This is a genomic window from Halobacillus sp. 12SKB (assembly GCF_052941655.1).
The window spans coordinates 3,544,653-3,562,789 of the sequence record NZ_JBRFWR010000001.1 but is presented as its reverse complement, the minus strand read 5'-3'; the positions used below and the strand labels follow the sequence as shown (position 1 = coordinate 3,562,789).

Below are 18,137 nucleotides of genomic sequence, written 5' to 3'. Positions count from 1 at the left end.
TGGGTGGTATGATTCGCAATCACCCGTACCGTTATCTGTTTTATTCAGGGATCGTGAATGGGATTGGTGACCGGTTCAGTCAGGTAGCCGTGTTGACGCTCCTTTTGCAACTGACCGGATCAGGGATGGCCGTAGGGGCGGCCCTTGGGTTACGGGTGGTTCCCTACTTGCTGCTCTCCCCACTCGGGGGAAGGCTTGCCGACCGCTTGAACAAAAAGTGGATCCTCATGGTGACCGACGTGTTCAGGGTTCCGTTTGCTCTCAGTTTTTTGCTCGTGGATACGAAAGAGATGGTGTGGCTCGTCTTCACGTCGATGTTCGTCTTAGCCTGCGGAGAGGCGGTTTATCAACCGGTGCGGAAAAGTTTCCTTGCAGCTATTGTGGAAAAAAAGGATTTGGTGAAGGTGAATGGCTGGGAGCAGCTTCTGCAGGGTGTGGTTTTGATTGTCGGCTCCATTACCGGCGGGGTGGTCGCTTACATCTTCGGAACTTCCTTTGCCTTTTGGCTGAACGGCCTTTCTTTTATCGCCGCCGCGGTAGTGGTACTCCCTTTGAAGGGGCACACATCGAATCGCCGTTTTGGAAAAGCAGCAAGAAAAAAAAGCGTCCATTGGCAAAGCTGGATGCTGTTTGTTCTTGCGATCCAGCTTGTCGGTGCTGCTATGGATGGGGCGTTCAATGTCTTGATCAGTGTGTATGGGGCTGATACCTTCCGTCTTGGGGAACTGGGCGTCGGTTTTTTATATGGAGCTCTCGGCACAGGACTGGTGGCCAGTTTCTTTTTTTCCAGTAAGATCAAAACCTATGGCCTGCCTTTATGTCTTGCTCTCCTCATCGTTGAAGGGATGTTCCATCTGCTCGCCAGCCGTATGACTGTTTTTTCCGGGTTGTGGATGACTTTTGTATGCATCGCCTTGATCGGTGGGGTGTGGGGAGCCCTGCTGGATGCTTTCCTTATGAAGTCTATGAAAATAGAAGAACAGGGACGCGTCTTCGGTTGGATCGAATCATGGACCAACGTCCAACTTGGACTCATGATGTTCGCCTCCGGCTGGTTTTTGGATGTTTTCAGTGCCCGCACCCTTGGTTTGTGGGGAGGAGGGATGGGGATCACAGGAGGTGTCTTGTTGCTCATCCTCTATTTTCTATTGGAAAAGGGAAGTGATATATCCCGCCGCAGCAAAGAGCGCGAACAAAATAATAAAGAGAAGCACAATTGACAAAATGATTCCACGTACTTTTCGTATGAATTGAAATATCGTTTCGAATACATTCATGAACCTCACCACTTTCCGTCAGCCTATGTAAAGGTTTATTTCCTATATATTGTAAATGTAAACACCAGAGAAAAAGGGAAATGGCTAGGAAGAAAGAAAAATGAAAAATAGAAAACATTCGCCGAGACACCTGTCCAACTTTCCTAAGGGCAGGTGTTTGTTTTGTCGAAAGAACGGGAATAAGTTAGGGAACGATTGGTAAGGGGGTTAAAAATTGGGGACGAGATCGTGGCAGATTCATAGATTTCGAGAGAGAGAATGGTCCTCTGAAGAAGATGAAGTCGCTATCGAGTATCCACTCACGGTGACCGTCAACGGGGAGGAATTCGCGACGATGGTCTGTACTCCGATGGACAAAGAGGAAATGGTCATTGGATTCCTTGCATCCGAAGGTCTGATTCGTAATGTGAAGGAGATCAAAGAGATGACCATCGATGAAGACCGCGGGTTTGCTTACGTGGAAACGGCGAAGAGCCTTCCACAGATGCAAAGCGGTCAGAAAAGGTGGCTCGGATCGTGCTGTGGGAAAAGCCGGGCGTTTTATTTTCAAAGCGACGCGGCGACAGCCCGGACAGCCATGGATGAAAGTACATTCAATCCGGATGTGTGCTTCAGACTGATGGAAGAGTTCCAGTCCCAGGCGGGTTTGTTCCAACGGACGGGCGGGGTGCACCAGGCAGCCATCGCTACGGAAGATGGGATTCTGAAAGCGTATGCGGACATCGGCCGCCATAACGCGCTGGACAAATTGTATGGATTTTTGTTGAAAGAAAACATAAGCAGAAAAGGGAAGATCATTTTATTTACAGGCCGGATTTCTTCGGAGGTCCTTTTAAAAATATCGAAAATGGGGTTGGGTGTCCTGCTGTCCAAATCGGCACCGACAGACTTAGCCCTACAGCTTGCGGATGATTTAAACATTACGGCTGTCGGATTTTTGCGGGGGGAGCGGATGAATGTGTACACTCATCCGAGGCGTATCGCTGCAGCTGGTGGAGGAGGAGTATCGATTGAATGAACACACAGTAGTGACGATCAATGGAAAAGAATTTCTGGCGGAACCGGGTCAGAACCTGCTTCAACTGATGAACGAGGCGGAAGAACAGGTACCGCAAATCTGCTACAACGAATCTCTTGGACCGATTCAGACGTGTGATACGTGTATCGTCCAGGTCGATGGTGAATTGACACGCGCATGTGGGACGAGCGTGAAAGCGGGAATGAAAGTCCAAACGAAACTTCCTCATGTACATAAAGCACAGAAGGAGTCGTTGGACCGCATTTTGGAAAAACACGAACTGTACTGCACGGTTTGTGATTACAACAACGGCTCTTGTGAGATTCATAATACGATGGCAGAGTTCGGACTGGAGCATCAGTCCCGTCCGTTCCAGCCGACCAGTTATGAGAAGGACGATTCCGGCTCTTTTTACCGCTACGACCCGGACCAGTGTATCCTCTGCGGCCGCTGTGTGGAGGTCTGTCAGGATGTGCAGGTGAATGAGACGCTGACGATCGACTGGGATCGTAAAGAACCACGTGTCATCTGGGACAATGATGTGCCGATCGATGAATCCTCGTGCGTCAACTGCGGGCAGTGTTCGACGGTGTGTCCTTGTAATGCGATGATGGAAAAAGGGATGGAAGGCGAGGCCGGGTTCTTAACAGACACCGAGCCCGGAATCCTGAAGTCGATGATCAATCTGACGAAGAAAGTGGAGACGGGGTACGGCCCGCTGTTCGCCGTATCGGATACAGAAGCGGCGATGCGCGAAGAAGTCATTCAGAAGGAAAAAACGGTCTGCACCTACTGCGGCGTCGGCTGTTCCTTCGATGTATGGACGAAGGGAAGAGAAATCCTCAAAGTCGAACCGAGTGCCGAGTCTCCGGCGAACGGTATTTCCACTTGTGTGAAAGGGAAGTTCGGCTGGGATTACGTCAATAGTGAAGAGCGCCTGCAGAAGCCGCTCATCCGACGCGGCGACCATTTTGAAGAAGTCGAATGGGACGAAGCGATCGCTCACGTCGCGGATCGCATGACACAAATCAAGGAAGAAAAGGGTGCGGACCATCTGGCGTTCATTTCATCTTCCAAAGCGACGAACGAAGAATCGTATGTCATGCAGAAATTAGCCCGCCAAGTGATCGGGACGAACAACGTCGATAACTGCTCCCGTTACTGTCAGGCACCAGCAACAAAAGGCTTGTTCCGTACGGTCGGATATGGCGGAGACTCCGGTTCCATCGACGATATCGCAGCAAGTAAACTGGTGTTGACGATCGGCTCGAATACAGCCGAATCCCACCCGGTACTCGCCTCCCGGATCAAGCGTTCTCAAAAGCTGTTCGGCCAGAAACTCTTCGTCTTTGATTTGAGAAAGCACGAAATGGCGAAGCGCGCCGACCGCTTTTATCAGCCGAAGACCGGAACGGACCTTGTCTGGCTATCCGCTGTTGCGAAGTACATTCTTGATCAGGGCTGGGAAGATAAGAATTTCCTTGAGGAATGGGTCAACGATTTTGATGCATACCGAGACAGTCTGGAGCCGTTCACGATGGACTATGCTTCGAACCTGACCGGAATCCCTGAGCAGGAACTGAAGGATGTCGCGAAGGAAATCGCCCATTCGGAATCTGTAGCCGTCTGCTGGGCGATGGGTGTCACCCAGCATATGCTCGGAAGTGATACGAGTACAGCGATCAGTAACCTGCTGCTTATTACAGGGAACTACGGCAAACCGGGGACAGGTGCTTATCCACTCCGCGGTCACAACAACGTTCAAGGATGCAGTGACTTCGGAAGCATGCCGAACTTCTTCCCTGGATATGAAACGACAGCTGACGATGAGGTGCGTGCCCGTTATGAAAAAGCGTGGGATGCCACGATTCCGAAAGAACCAGGTATGGATAACCACGAAATGATCGAGGCGATCCATAATGGAGAGCTTTCCATGATGTACGTCATGGGTGAGGACACAGGAATCGTCGATGCCAACATCAACTATGTCACAGACGCATTTGAAAAATTAGACCTGTTCATCGTTCAGGACCTTTTCCTAACGAAAACGGCGGAATATGCGGATGTTGTACTCCCTGCATCACCGAGCCTTGAAAAAGAAGGAACGTTCACGAATACAGAGCGCCGTATCCAACGTTTGTATCAGAGCTTCGAGCCGCTTGAAGGAACGAAGCCGGACTGGCAGATCATTCAACTGATCGCCAAAGAACTGGGACGTGACTGGAATTACCAGCACCCTTCTGAAATCATGCACGAAGCGGCAGGTCTAGCTCCGTTGTTCGCAGGCGTTCACTACGATCGTCTCGAAGGGTACAAATCCCTGCAATGGCCGGTCGCAGAAGATGGATCCGATCAGCCGCTCTTATTTACGGAAGGTTTTCCTTTTGAAGATAAAAAAGCGAAGCTGTACCCGCTGACGTACGAGCTGAAGTACGATACGAATGAAGAATATGACCTGCATGTCAACAACGGTCGCCTGCTCGAGCACTTCCACGAAGGGAACATGACGTATAAGTCGGAGGGGATCCGCCGTAAAACGCCGAACGCCTTTATTGAAGTGTCGAAAGAGCTTGCAAAAGAACGAGGCATTGAAGAAGGCGCCGAAGTGAAGCTGATCTCAGAAGCAGGGGAAGCGTCAGGCGTCGTCACCGTCACCGACCGTGTACGCGGAAAGGAAATCTTCCTGCCGCTCAACGACAACGGCAAGTCAGCCATCAACTTCCTCACAGATAACCGGGTCGATAAAGATACGAATACACCGGCATACAAAGAAATCGCGGTGAAGATGAAAGTGTTGAAGAAAAAAGGCAAGTCGCCGATTCCGCATAACAACCACCGCCGCGGGAATCCAGTTCCGCAAAAAGGTGTCAAAGTACAGGAAAAATGGAAGCGTGAAGATTATATATTCCCAGGCAAGGGGGGACGATGATGGCCAAAGCCATTACGAAAATCAAAAGGTATGAAGTATCAAGGGAAGACCAGGTCGAACAGGACGTTAAGGAAGTGAAAGAAGCCGTTGCTGACAACAAAGATTCCATCCTTAAAGGCATCGAATTGTTGAAGGCGCTCGACAACGGAGGTACCCTGGACTCTGTGACCGCTTTTGTAAAAGCCAAGGATGAAGCCCTTGCGAACGTGGTGAAGGAAATCGATAAGGATCAATACGAACCTTTGCTGCGCAATCTGCCTGAACTCGTCTTCCTGCTTGGTGAGATCAATGTGACCGGGATCCGTGACTTAAGTTCACGACTTAATCATGGTCTTGAAGCGATGGAAGGGGAAGGGACGACCGACAAGACGTCGTTCTTCGACCTTGCCAAAGCCTTGAAAGATCCTGAAATCAACCGCAGCATCACGATGCTCCTTCACTTTTTGAAGGGCATGGGAAGGTAACAAATGCAGAGGATGAAGCCACCATGGCTTCATCCTCTTTATTTTCTCATTCATTCTCCTTCTTTTAAAAAAGCTCCCGTTTGTTGAAGACTCCGTTTCGAGACTTTTGTTGAGTGGATGGGGGCTAAGGGGAATAGCTCGCTTTCCGCGGGAGCGCGGTGAGCCTCCTCGGACTGCGTCCTGTGGGGTCTCCCCCTGCACTATTTTCCTCTTCGATATCCGGTTCCGGCGCCTAGCGGCTAGTGAGACTTCCCTCGCTTCTGTACGATAAGTCAACAACGAATCACTCCGTTCCTCGTGTTTCCTTTATCTCCGCCAGATTAGTCCAGTCCATACGCCGCTGATCAAGGCGCCTCCACACTTAAGTTAGGAGTCTCGCCATCCCCCTCCGCCCCTTTCATATATCAGTGCCTCGAAACCACTTCCTGAATAAGCAGTTTTTCAGCATCAGGGAGGTGTCGGAATTCAGACTTCCAGGATAGGAACATCACTAGTAAGGGCTTGATATTGAGACCTTTTCAGCGGTAGAGCAGTGATTATAGAAGACGCTCCACCCGCGAAAGAGGGTTCGTTTCTCTTCTATTCTAAAGGGGTGGTTGGGAAGCTGCGAGACTCCCGTGGGAGAAGGAGACAGGCGAGATCCCGCAGGGCGGTAGCCCGTGGAAGCTCGGCGCTCCCCCACAGGAAAGCGAGTTGCTTCCCAACCACCCCTGACGCTCAAACAGGCAACGAACCCCGGAAACATCTTGAAACTGAGTCTCAACAATCCTGTCATATGATTTAATAAAAAAGCTTCGTAAAGGCAGAAGAAAAGAATTGACATTTTTCTGAAAACTTATTATGATTGAGTTACAGTCAGCGAGTGAAAACTGTGCTCAATAGAGCTTATATAACTCCAAAGGGGAGTAGCTTACAGTTATGTCGTCATTACGTGGCCCATCGGCCTCCGGCATACCTGGCAACGTTAAACGTTGTTCGCGAGACCTTTGCCATAATGGTAAAGGGATATAATGAAGAACTCTCAAAAACCTTTACCATCACTTGGTAAAGGTTTTTTTATATTCATAGGAGGGATTTTCATTGTTAAGCAAATGGATGAATGGATTCAGGATCATGGCTCCAAAGGTGGATCTAGTACTTGATTCAAAAGGAGAGGACCCCTACGTTCTGTCGGGTATTTTTCATCTGTCCGGAAGCTGGAGAAAGCAGAACATCAAGCGCCTTGAATGCGATTTGGTCGTAGTTGAGAAGGGGAAGAAGCCGATCCTTGTAGAGCCGGTGACCACTGTCCTCATGACCCGGACGATGGAAGCGGGAGGATACGATGCGTATCCTTTCCGTTATGAACTGCCCAGGAATCTTCCTCTTCTGTCAGAGGGGAAATCTTATAAACTGCAGACTCGGCTGGTCTTTGAAAACAACGCCAAAAGTTTTGATCATGATGAGATTGTCGTAAACTAAAAAACTTATAAATAAGGAGAAAAGAAAATGGACTTCGGTTTAGTTATGGAATACAGCTGGGTGTTGTTGATTTTGATCGGTCTTGAGGGGATTCTTGCTGCGGATAATGCGCTCGTCATCGCGACAATGGTCAAACACCTTCCGGAGGAAAAGAGAAAGAAAGCACTGTTTTACGGGTTGGCCGGGGCCTTTGTGTTCCGCTTTGGTTCCTTGTTCCTCATTTCATACCTTGTCAACATCTGGCAGGTGCAGGCGATCGGAGCCCTTTATCTTATTGGTATTGCCGCTTACCATTTGTTGAAGAAACATGTGTTAAAACCTAAGGTGAAGGAAACAAAAACATCAGTCAAAAAGGGATCCGGGTTCTGGGCTACGGTGATAAAAGTAGAGCTTGCCGATATTGCTTTTGCGGTTGATTCCATTCTTGCTGCCGTTGCCTTAGCGGTAACCTTACCTTCGACGAGTCTCCCGCAAGTTGGAGGTTTGGATGGAGGACACTTCGCTGTCATTCTTGCTGGTGGAATTATCGGTCTTGTCATCATGCGGTTTGCTGCCAGCTATTTTGTCGGCCTGCTCGACCGCCGTCCAGGTCTGGAGACTGCTGCTTACTTGATCGTCGGCTGGGTAGGCGTCAAGCTTGCGGTCTATACGATGGCCCACCCGGAAATCGCGATTTTATCCGAAGGTTTTGCCAAAAGTGCGCCATGGAAAATCACGTTCTGGTCGATTTTAATGTTGATCGCTGTTGGTGGCTGGTTCTTATCTAAGTCAAAAAGTCCGGAGAAGAAGATTTCTGCTGAAGAACATGTATCGTAAAAGGAAAATGTGTTCGATCTATAAAATGATTGTCTATCCTAAAGGTTAGTTGATATACTCACTTGGGTCATCGTTGATGTCGATTGAGGAGGGAACCCATGGGAGCCTTTTGGATGATCATAGGTCTGGGGCTCGTTCTATATCTCTTTTTCCAAGTGAGTTACATGGAGAAGATGTTGAAAAAGCAGCGGGCAGACGTCCAGGAAATCAAGTCTTTACTGAAAGTCTTGATCAAAGAACAACAAAGAGAAAAGAACTGAAGCTTGGAAAATCAGAAAAACTCAGAGTCTTAAACTCTGAGTTTTTTTCGATTATCGATCTATTGTCTATTTATTTCGAAAGCGTTCCTGGTTGAAAATGCCAGAACCATCCATGATAATGAGTACATCTACATAGAAGGACGAAAGGAACAATTGTAGCAAAAGATATGTAAAACACATGGGGGGATGGTGTATGGAAAATCCAGCTGGTTTTTGGAATAGAGTGGGCGCGAGATTTGTAGATGGGTTCATATTAGCGGGAGTTTTCGGAGTCCTTACGGGCGAGTTTGTTCAGGATGATTTTACAGTGGTAGATGTATTGGCTATTTTTTATGCCCTTCTCCTGCCCCCGATTTGGTATGGCTATACTTTGGGCAGAAAAGCTTTGGGGAACAGAATTGTCAAAACTGATGGATCAGATGTTACTTTTATCAACATTGTTCTACGTGAACTTGTCGGCGGTTTAGTGTATGTTGTGACATTAGGGATTGCTTTCATTGTCAGTGCCTTTATGGTCGGGCTGAGAGAAGATAAACGAGGAATCCATGATTTTATCGGCGGAACCTATGTAACGAAGGATGCGCCCAAGGATCGTGATCGGTCTGAATACGATAAAATACATGCATCAACGTAAGAGATAAAAAAATCTCAGAGCCATAAACTCTGAGATTTTTTCTATCGTGTTTAAATGTCAAAGAAAAACCAGATGATGAGAATCGCTTGGATGATGATCTTCGCAACCGTCCCACTGAGGAATCCGAACAGAGAGCCGATGGCTGCTTTGAACGCCTCTTCCGACGATCGTTTCTGGACCAGTTCCACAATGATGACAAGCACGAATGGTATGATGATGATGCCAAATGGCGGAATGATGAAGGATCCAATGATGACACCAATCGCCGCCGAACGCTCGCCCCATTTACTTCCGCCGTACTTTTTCACGAAGTAGCTGTTGGCGATGATGTCAGAGACGATGAGCAGTATGGTTAAGACGACCGCCCCAACCCAGAAGAAGACGGAGAGTCCACTTCCATTGATGAAGAAGGCATAAGCGAGAAAGCCGATCCATAGTACGAGCGGTGCCGGAATGATTGGAAAAATGACGCTTGCAAAACTAGCGATGAAACAGGCGATGATGATCACCCATATTAAAATATCCATAAGCATGTACCTCCTGAGTTTCTGATTCTTTCCTTTATACGATTGACGAGAATAAAAGTTTCTAAACTTTCGGGGATATCAGCCGTAGCTTTTAACCGAGCATCCATCTCCCCTCACGTAAAAACGGACCCTCATACAAGAGGGTCCGCCCATCTTATTATTTCAATCCTAATTCTTGACGGTCAGGGGGAGCCATGAACTCCGGTCCAACCGGATCACTGACGTGTTTGAGCAAAATCTCATCAATGTCCCGTTTCGTTTCTTCATCAATCGTAAAGCTGTCGACACCGTCGATCGGGTTGAGTTGATCCGGACGACGGCCACCCATAAGGGCGATGCCGGATCCTGGCTGATCCAGTACCCAGCGGATGGCGAGCTGAAGCACGCTCTTGCCAAAACGGTTTTCAGCGAGCTGTTCGAGTTCGTTGACGGCATTCAAGTACTGTTTGAAGCGCGGCTGTTGGAATTTCGGATCATTGTTTCTCAAATCATCGCCTTCAAACTCACGTTTCGTAGACATTTTCCCAGATAGCAGTCCACGGCATAAGGAGCCATAAGAGATGGTCGTCATGTTATGGTCCTGGACATAAGGCAGGGTTTTCGACTCGATTTCCCTTTCGAACAGATTGTAAGGGGGTTGCAGCGTGTGCAGTGGTGCTGCTTCACGGAACGTGTCCATCTGTTCTGGTGAAAAGTTGCTGACTCCGATTGCGCGGATCTTTCCTTGTTTGTACAAATAGGACAGAGCTTCCGCTGTTTCGTGAATCGGAGTGATCGGGTCCGGCCAGTGAACCTGATAAATATCGATGTAATCGGTTTTTAAGCGTTTCAGTGAATCTTCGACTTCTTTATGGATGCGCTCTTTGCTGTCATTACGGAAAACAGAGTCTTCGTTCCAGTCAATGCCAGCTTTCGTCGCAAGCAGAATGTCTTCGCGCCGGCCATATTGTTCAACCGCTTTTCCGATGATTTCCTCTGAGCGTCCGAACCCATAAGCAGGTGCGGTATCGATCAAGTTGATGCCCTGGTCAAGCGCGGAGTGGATGGTTTTTACGGACTGTTCTTCATCCGTCCCTCCCCACATCCAGCCGCCAATCGCCCATGTGCCAAGGCCGATGCGGCTCGCTTCCATGGATGTATCACTAATTTTGATTTTTTCCATTATTACACCTCCAAAGTCAAGCACACTCGTCCCATACCCGTTTCGGAAATTCTTTAATCTATTTTCTCGAAAATGAGATATAATGAAGGAAAGTTCTGGAGGTGGGGGAATGGAGACAGCTAGACAAATCGAACCACAAAAAAAGAAGCGGCCACGGTGGAAAAAGGCGGCCTGGCTGACGCTTGGAATCATCGTTTTATTGGTAGTCAGTGCTGTGATTTTTGTAAACGCTTACACATTAAGGAGCCTGCCTGAGACCGACGGGGAGGCATCGCTTGGCGGATTGGAAGCTTCCGTGACCGTGACCAGGGACGAACAGGGGGTGCCTCACATTCAGGCGGAAAACGAACTCGATGTCTTCCGGGCCCAGGGCTATGTCCAGGCGCAGGACCGGCTTTTTCAGATGGAGCTTGCGCGCAGGCAGGCATCAGGAAGGTTGAGTGAAGTGGTCGGGGAGGCAACGATCGATCAGGACCGGTATTTCCGGACGCTGGGCTTAAGGCGGGCCGCTGAAAAATCGCTGGCGGTGTATTCAGACGAAGCCACCGAACGGCTGGAGGCCTTTGCAGAGGGAGTCAATGCGTTCATGGAAAACGAACCGCTGCCTCCGGAGTTTGCGATGATGAATATCGATCCTGAACCGTGGACACCGCTCGATTCGTTAACGATCGGAAAATACATGGCGTTCGATCTTGGCGGCCACTGGGAGCGCCAGGCGTTCAACTATTACTTGCTTCAGAATTTCAGTGAAGAAGAAGCGTATGAACTCTTTCCAACCTATCCTGCTGAGGCACCGACAGTTCTTGCAGAAGCAGACGCTGTCGATATTGAAAAAAGCTTTGCCAATGTCATCATTCCGAACGAATTCAATGGCAGCAACAACTGGGTCGTGAGCGGAGATCGGACGGCTTCAGGGTCTCCGATGCTTGCCGACGATCCGCACCTCGGAATGGCGACCCCGTCGATCTGGTATCAGATGCATTTGGAAGCCCCTGATTACAATGTTTCCGGAGTGATTTTCGCAGGGATTCCCGGCATCATCCTCGGACATAACGACAACATTGCCTGGGGTGTGACGAACGTTGGCCCTGATGTGCAACAGCTGTACTTAGAAAAAAGGAATCCTGAGAATCCGCACCAATTTTTATACGAAGATGAATGGGAAGAGGCGGATGTTTTTGAAGAAACGATTGATGTGAAAGACGGGGATCCGGTAGAACTTGAGGTCGTGGAGACTCGCCACGGTCCTGTCATCAGCGACTATGCAGGAGAGTCCGGAAAAGATACGCTGCTCTCATTACGATGGACCGCCCTTGATGCAACTACAGAATTGGAAGCAGTGCTCGAAATGAACCGCGCGGATGATTGGGCGTCATTTGAAAAAGGATTGGAAAAATTCCTTGCACCGGCACAGAACTTCGTTTTTGCAAGTAAAGATGGAACGATTGCCTACAAGGCGAATGGGCAGGTGCCGATCTACAATGAGCCGGATGCTGCGCTGCTTCCGATGCGGGGGTGGGAGTCTGAGGATGAGTGGCAGGGATTCGTTCCGTTTAATAAGCTGCCGCGAGTGGTCAACCCGGAAGAAGGATTCATTGCAACAGCAAATAACAAAATTACGACCGAGGACTACCCTTACCATATCAGCCACAATTGGGCGCAACCATATCGTTATGCGCGGATCAGCCAGATGCTCGAAGGAGAGAATGAGTTGACTCCGGAGCAATTCCAAGCGATGCAGATGGATGTGAAAAACCTTCAGGCAGAAGAGTTTGTGCCACTACTGCTTGATTATGTTGAACCCGTAACTTCTATGGAAAAAGAAGCCGTCGCTCTGATGGAAGAATGGAACAGGGAAGATGATCGCTACCTGGCGCAGCCTTTGATCTTCCACCGCTGGATGGCGAAAATTCAGGATGAACTTTACAATGTTGATCTGTCTTCAGACATGCAACAATTCTTCGAAGGCTCCGGACAAACGACGGATGAATTGCTGCGGATGGGGGAGGAGTCCCGCTGGATGCAAAAAGCGGGAGGGATGGAATCAGTGATTTCTGAGGCTTTTCAAGCGACGCTGAATGAAGTGAAGGAGGAGTTTGGAGAAAACCCTTCTGAATGGGCGTGGGGAGATGCGCATGCGGTTGAATTCACCCACCCGCTTTCAAGCATCGGATTCCTGGAACGATTCCTGAATCCAGGCGATCCTCATCCCGTTAGTGGCAGCCGTGTGACCGTACGTGTCGCTGGCTTCAACAGCAAAGGGCTCGTCAATCACGGTGCATCGTGGCGTTTTGTCATCGACATGGATGACCCGACCGAAGCGTATCATGTCGTCGGACCTGGACAATCCGGTCATTTCAGAAGCGACTGGTACCATGATCAACTGGAAGATTGGGTGGAAGGGGAGTACCACCTGACCTCCACAGATGAAGTGGACGGGGAGGTTCTGACCCTCAATCCATAATCATTTAAGGCTCAGAGTTCAACTCTGAGTCTTTTTCGTTTTCCGCCATCTTTTTCAGTTCGTTGGCACGACGTTCGATAAAGCCTTTCATGTACTTCTCCAGAAAAAGACGGTCCGCCATAAGACCGAGGAGACCGAGTGGTGATTGATAATCGAACGTATCCACCATCACTGTGCCCCATGCTTTTTCGAAAAATTCATGGGTATGGGTAAAGGAGTGGAAAGCCCCTTTGACCATGACATCGACAAAACGGTGCGGTCGGTCCATTTCTGTGATCCGGGCTGTCAGTCGTTGCCGGATACCGAAGTGTGTCGCTTCCCAAGTTACTTCATCACCTTCTTCCATCCAGCCTTCTGTCACTCCAGCTACTGCTTTTTCATTTGTTTTGCTTGTGGTTTGTGTATGGACATCCACATTCCTCGCGAGATCGAAGCACACATGCGTAGGGGCTTCTATGAATGTCCGATGAATAATCACAGGCACCCTCACCACTCCTTTCCACTATCCTTTCTACCATTATAACGCACTCCCTTTCCTCAAAATAAGCTCCCATATCCTGAAGACTCGGTTTCGAGACTTTTACTAGGAAGGGATGGGTTCTGGGAAACCACTCGCTTTCCGTGGGAGTCCGCTGAGCCTCCTCAGGCTTCGCCTTCCGGGGTCTCATCTAGCACTCTTATCCCACAGGAGTCTCGCAGTTTCCCAGAACCCATCTACCATGTGAGGGGATCGAAACCATATTCAATCAAAGTGAGCTTTTAAAAAGAAAAAAATAAAACCGTATAGGGCCGTACTCTCCTTCGCTCTTCATGAGGAAGTATCCAGGACCCTATTCCCTAGTTATACGAGCAGAGTTTCTAAAGTGGTTGGAGCTTCTAATATAGTGGGATTTAACCAGACAGTTATTGCAGTATTAGACAGAATGCTTTTTGTTTGGTTTCGAGAAACTTATATGGCAAGGGGCGTTGGGGAAGGGGGAGACTCCCGCGGGAGAAGGAGGTAGGCGAGACCCCGGAAGGCGTAGCCTGAGGAGGCTTGCCAGATCCCCCGCAGGAAAGCGAGCCCTTCCCAAACGACCCTAAACTTCAACAAACAGCTCGAAACTGAGTTTTTTGACCTTCCATCCATCCAGCTGAAGAGTTGTAAGGGAAGGGAATATGAATGGAGAAATCGTGCCACCCTAGTGAAAAGGAGTGTGCGCTGATGACGGAAGAGCAAATGAGAGACGTGTTTGAAACCTATGGACATGGAGAGATGTACAGGCGTTTTCAAACCCCTCTTTATGTAACAGGACTGTTCGATGAAGTGGAGGAAGAGCAGTTGGAGGCATTCTTCGACAACATCGAATTATCACCACAAGTATTTTTTGATGAGTTCCGATTCTGGTTTCAATATTTTTCTGTAACGCAAAGATCTTCATAAGCGGAACAGCTATGATCTATACGAAAAGAAGTCCTTTTCCTGAGGGCTTCTTTTTTGCATGCTCTTCCTTGACGAAAAAACATTTTCCATATACGATTAATTGAGAATGATTATTACTATCTACATATGAACGGATAGAATGTTTGGAAATCGAAAAGGTGAGGTGCACAACAATGGTGAGAATGTCCATGCAGGACTTAGGCATTGCCTATGGTGAAGTGAAGATTGTCGAAGATTTGAACTTGCATATCCCTGAAGGAGAAATCACGACGATCATCGGACCGAACGGCTGCGGGAAATCGACGATTTTGAAAACGATGTCGCGCTTGCTTGAACCGAAGTCCGGAGTCGTTTATTTGGATGGAAAAGCGATTCATAAAGAATCGACGAAAGAAATCGCCAAGAAAATGGCGGTTCTTCCCCAAACCCCACAGGCACCAAGTGGCTTGACGGTCTATGAACTCGTTTCTTATGGACGTTTTCCACATCAGCGCGGTTTCGGTAAATTGACGGATGAAGACCGTGACATCATCGGATGGGCGCTTGAAGTAACCGGGGTTCAGCAATTTTCAGAACGTCAAATTGATGCCTTATCCGGCGGGCAGCGTCAAAAAGTGTGGATTGCGATGGCCTTAGCGCAGGGGACGGAACTCCTGCTGCTGGATGAACCCACCACCTACCTGGATCTTGCACACCAGCTTGAAGTCCTCACCCTTTTGGAAAAGTTGAACAAAGAAGAAGGCCGTACCATCGTCATGGTGCTTCACGACTTGAACCATGCGGCTCGCTTCGCTGACCATTTAGTCGCTTTGAATGGCGGGAAGATCATTAAGGAAGGAACAGCCCATGAAGTGATGACTTCTTCTGTCCTAAGACGGGTGTTCAATATTGATGCGGCCATCGTCACCGACCCCCGAACCCATCGACCGGCCTTGATCACCTATGATTTGATCGGGCAGGAAGACGAAACAACACAACATAAACCCGTCAGTATATATGGTTGAAAGCAAAACCTGGAGGATCCCGCCTCCAGGTTTTTTTGTTAGGTAATAAAGATTTTTGAGATGTTTTTTTATCCTTCATTAAGAACAAGTTTCACCAAAATGGTAGCAGGTGGAAATGATAGTATGGTAATATATGTATTATACATATAGGATAGGGGTCCCGATAAGTACTAAAAGGGAAGGCAAAAGGATAAATACCTTCTAGTGCCAGGTGTTGATGTTTACAGGATATTTTGTGGTGTTGTTCGTTATGTCGAATATTGTCATTGTTAGAACACCTGGATGATTCTAAACATCGTCTTACTGAAACATTGTTTGGTTAAACGGGAGGTAGAGAAGGTTATGATTCGAGTCATGGTAGTTGATGATCATGTTGTTTTAAGGGATGGAATTTCACACGTTATTCGTTTACAAGAAGGGATGGAAGTCGTTAGTGAAGCAAGCAGCGGGGAGGAATTCAGGAGGAAAATTAAGAATTGTGCGCCTAATGTCATCATTTTAGATATCCATTTACAAGATGTGAGTGGGATTGAACTGACGCAATTGGTAAAAGAAGATTATCCTGAATGCAAAGTATTGATCCTTACTTTCTCTGACAATGATTATTATCTTCAAGCCTCTATGGATGCGGGGGCCGACGGATATTTACTCAAAGAAATGTCTAGTGAAGAGCTGGTTTATGGGATTAAAAGCGTGTATAAAGGAAATTGTGTCATCCCTCCTTCAATGACTAAAGCACTGCTTCATAATCAAAATAAAAAAGAGAATGTCCAAAGTAAAACGCTCACTCAGCGCGAATTCGAAGTTTTAAGAGAGTTGTCCAAAGGGCTCAGTAATAAAGAGATCGCTCATATTCTTTTTATCAGTGATAAGACAGTAAAAATTCATATTAGTAACATCTATAAAAAATTGAAGGTGAAGAGCCGCTCCCAGGCTTTACTCTATGCGGTTAAACAGCAGTGGTTTAATCCTTCAGATGTTCATTCTTTTGCTGAATAGTCCCCAGTATATGGGGGCTTTTTTTTGTGCAATTTCATCATATTGAAGGATCTAATACTTTTGGTGTATACCTAAAACTCAATCTTAAGGTCTAACAGATTAGTACGCTTAGCCAATTTAAAGAAAATTCAAAATATTAGATGATAAGGATAAGCCAAAAACAGGGAGGTCATGATGAAACGTCGCAAGTTCTTCACTCAAGTGCTCCTGAGAGTTTGTATCCTGTGTGTAGTTATATTCCTATCATCGCAGCTCGTCACCCAAACAAAAGCATCTTTTATGGATCAGGAGCAGCGGTCTATGGAAATTACGACAGCACCTATATTTCCGGGCACAGCTGAAGGCTACACAGCTGAAGTTGAACAGGCCTTTCACTCTGCAAGTGAAACATACGCCAAGCTGACTGACCTCTCTTTAAATGAGGACTCTTTAAAGGGCATTGAGAAAGCTTTAGATGAGGCGGTGGAAAAAAGGAGCGTTTTTCAGGATCAGACGGAGCGTTATTACACTGTACATAATGAAGCGATGGAGTTCTTCCAGGAGTATGATTTCGAAAAGTATTCATTCCTGCTTCACGAATTAAACAAGGTTAAGGAAGTAAATAAAAAGTTCGAAGAATTATCTTCCAAAAAGATGGATGAGGCCGTTGAACATCTGAGAGCCAGGAAAGAAGATTGGATGAAAGAAGAAAAAGAGACCGCTTCCGAAGAGGACGATGAGAATAAGAACCAAGAGGGGAATGCCAATTCTGAAGAGAAAGAAGCAGAGGATCAGTCGGATAAAGTAGAAGAAATGGTAGATATTTCGTCAGAGGGGACGGATGATTCGGAAGAAACGAAGGAATCTGAGAATCTGGAGGAAGAAAGCTCAGATTCAGTGAATTCCACCAGTGAGAAAAGCAAAGATGCTGCCTCTGCTGTAGATACAACGGAAGAAAAAAAGGAGCAACCAGAAGATAAGGATGGAGAGGAAGAAACAACACAACAAACCGACTCTGGATTGCAGGATTCCGAGGAACATTCAGATGATGAAGTACTGGAAAAGCAGTCGGATGACAAGGGTGTATCAACGAATGAAAATGAAACAGAACATGAAACTCTAGGGGGGCAAGACGATGAAGAAGATCTTTAACATGGTAAGAAAGACGGTTTCTGTCATCGTTGTCGGTTTTATTCTTTGCTTGGCGGTTTTAGTGTTATCCGTCAAAGCAAGTGGAGGAGAACCCACGGTTTTCAATCATCAATTCAAATCCGTTTTATCCGGATCGATGGAGCCTACCTTTAAAACCGGATCCATCATCACTATTGAGCTGACCGATGATGGAAAAGGATATACCAAAGGGGATGTCCTTACGTTCATCGACAAAAATGAGAATCTGGTGACCCACCGCATTATAGAGGTAGAGGAAACAAAAAAGGATACGATTTACACAACAAAAGGAGATAACAATGATGGATCAGATGTGGATCCTGTCCTGTCACAAAATGTGGTCGGGGAATACACAGGGTTTACGATCCCTTACATTGGTTTTCTTATAAATTATGCAAGTTCCAAAACGGGAGCTGCTCTGCTGTTATTTATTCCAGGGGCTGTTTTATTCCTCTATGCGATTTTCTCTTTTCGGAAAGCCGTGGAGGACTTCAAGAAAGAGCATAGCGCCCCGGCGTCCGATCAATCGTGAGACACTTCTTATGTTTAT

Annotated in this window: 17 protein-coding genes; 14 read left to right on the top strand and 3 right to left on the bottom strand. The window is 47.5% G+C overall.

From position 1 onward, the window contains the following. Window positions 1-8 precede the first annotated feature (8 nt). The 8 genes from ACQ4XT_RS17750 (at window position 9) to ACQ4XT_RS17715 (ending at window position 8,859) form a co-directional block, all read left to right on the top strand. Complete coding sequence (locus ACQ4XT_RS17750; protein WP_446855736.1) at window positions 9-1,220, top strand: MFS transporter; 1,212 nt, start codon at window positions 9-11, stop codon at window positions 1,218-1,220. Window positions 1,221-1,491: 271 nt separating this feature from the next. After that, window positions 1,492-2,295, top strand: a complete 804-nt coding sequence (fdhD, locus tag ACQ4XT_RS17745; protein WP_446854820.1) for a formate dehydrogenase accessory sulfurtransferase FdhD — start codon at window positions 1,492-1,494, stop codon at window positions 2,293-2,295. Continuing rightward, the gene (fdhF, locus tag ACQ4XT_RS17740) at window positions 2,288-5,224 is read left to right on the top strand and encodes a formate dehydrogenase subunit alpha (protein WP_446855734.1); all 2,937 of its coding nucleotides are present in this window, start codon (window positions 2,288-2,290) and stop codon (window positions 5,222-5,224) included. The genes fdhD and fdhF overlap by 8 nt, the downstream gene beginning before the upstream one ends. Continuing rightward, a complete protein-coding gene (locus ACQ4XT_RS17735) occupies window positions 5,224-5,688 on the top strand; it encodes a helical membrane plugin domain-containing protein (protein ID WP_446854819.1) in 465 nt (154 codons plus the stop codon). The genes fdhF and ACQ4XT_RS17735 overlap by 1 nt, the downstream gene beginning before the upstream one ends. Window positions 5,689-6,768: 1,080 nt before the next feature. Beyond that, a complete protein-coding gene (locus tag ACQ4XT_RS17730; protein ID WP_446854818.1) occupies window positions 6,769-7,149 on the top strand; it encodes a sporulation protein in 381 nt (126 codons plus the stop codon). A 27-nt stretch (window positions 7,150-7,176) separates the two neighbouring features. Continuing rightward, window positions 7,177-7,965: a MeeY/MeeF family manganese export membrane protein gene (locus ACQ4XT_RS17725; protein ID WP_446854817.1), complete on the top strand. Its 789-nt coding sequence runs from the start codon at window positions 7,177-7,179 to the stop codon at window positions 7,963-7,965. 98 nt (window positions 7,966-8,063) lie between these two features. Then, window positions 8,064-8,225, top strand: coding sequence for a hypothetical protein (locus ACQ4XT_RS17720; RefSeq protein WP_446854816.1), 162 nt, complete (start codon window positions 8,064-8,066; stop codon window positions 8,223-8,225). A 193-nt stretch (window positions 8,226-8,418) separates the two neighbouring features. After that, a complete protein-coding gene (locus ACQ4XT_RS17715) occupies window positions 8,419-8,859 on the top strand; it encodes an RDD family protein (protein WP_446854815.1) in 441 nt (146 codons plus the stop codon). A 50-nt stretch (window positions 8,860-8,909) separates the two neighbouring features. On the opposite strand, the gene ACQ4XT_RS17710 is transcribed toward ACQ4XT_RS17715, so the two are convergent. Further along, window positions 8,910-9,386 (bottom strand): DUF456 domain-containing protein, encoded by a 477-nt coding sequence (locus ACQ4XT_RS17710; protein ID WP_446854814.1) that lies wholly within the window; start codon window positions 9,384-9,386, stop codon window positions 8,910-8,912. 157 nt (window positions 9,387-9,543) lie between these two features. Beyond that, the gene (locus tag ACQ4XT_RS17705; protein ID WP_446854813.1) at window positions 9,544-10,548 is read right to left on the bottom strand and encodes an aldo/keto reductase; all 1,005 of its coding nucleotides are present in this window, start codon (window positions 10,546-10,548) and stop codon (window positions 9,544-9,546) included. A gap of 109 nt (window positions 10,549-10,657) precedes the next feature. On the opposite strand from ACQ4XT_RS17705, the gene ACQ4XT_RS17700 reads away from it, so the two are divergent. Next, the gene (locus tag ACQ4XT_RS17700; RefSeq protein ID WP_446854812.1) at window positions 10,658-13,012 is read left to right on the top strand and encodes a penicillin acylase family protein; all 2,355 of its coding nucleotides are present in this window, start codon (window positions 10,658-10,660) and stop codon (window positions 13,010-13,012) included. Between the two features lie 4 nt (window positions 13,013-13,016). Here the strand turns inward: ACQ4XT_RS17700 and ACQ4XT_RS17695 are convergent, their stop codons facing one another. Continuing rightward, a complete protein-coding gene (locus ACQ4XT_RS17695; RefSeq protein WP_446854811.1) occupies window positions 13,017-13,496 on the bottom strand; it encodes an SRPBCC family protein in 480 nt (159 codons plus the stop codon). Window positions 13,497-14,216: 720 nt separating this feature from the next. Here ACQ4XT_RS17695 and ACQ4XT_RS17690 point away from each other — a divergent pair. From ACQ4XT_RS17690 to sipW, 5 genes are all read left to right on the top strand, one after another. Next, on the top strand, window positions 14,217-14,435 hold the full coding sequence (locus ACQ4XT_RS17690) for a hypothetical protein (RefSeq protein ID WP_446854810.1): 219 nt from the start codon (window positions 14,217-14,219) through the stop codon (window positions 14,433-14,435). Window positions 14,436-14,608: 173 nt separating this feature from the next. Beyond that, on the top strand, window positions 14,609-15,439 hold the full coding sequence (locus ACQ4XT_RS17685; RefSeq protein ID WP_446855733.1) for an ABC transporter ATP-binding protein: 831 nt from the start codon (window positions 14,609-14,611) through the stop codon (window positions 15,437-15,439). Window positions 15,440-15,781: 342 nt separating this feature from the next. After that, window positions 15,782-16,438: a response regulator gene (locus tag ACQ4XT_RS17680; protein WP_446854809.1), complete on the top strand. Its 657-nt coding sequence runs from the start codon at window positions 15,782-15,784 to the stop codon at window positions 16,436-16,438. 174 nt (window positions 16,439-16,612) lie between these two features. Beyond that, on the top strand, window positions 16,613-17,569 hold the full coding sequence (locus ACQ4XT_RS17675) for a hypothetical protein (protein ID WP_446854808.1): 957 nt from the start codon (window positions 16,613-16,615) through the stop codon (window positions 17,567-17,569). After that, a complete protein-coding gene (gene sipW / locus ACQ4XT_RS17670) occupies window positions 17,553-18,119 on the top strand; it encodes a signal peptidase I SipW (RefSeq protein ID WP_446854807.1) in 567 nt (188 codons plus the stop codon). The genes ACQ4XT_RS17675 and sipW overlap by 17 nt, the downstream gene beginning before the upstream one ends. Window positions 18,120-18,137: the final 18 nt, after the last annotated feature.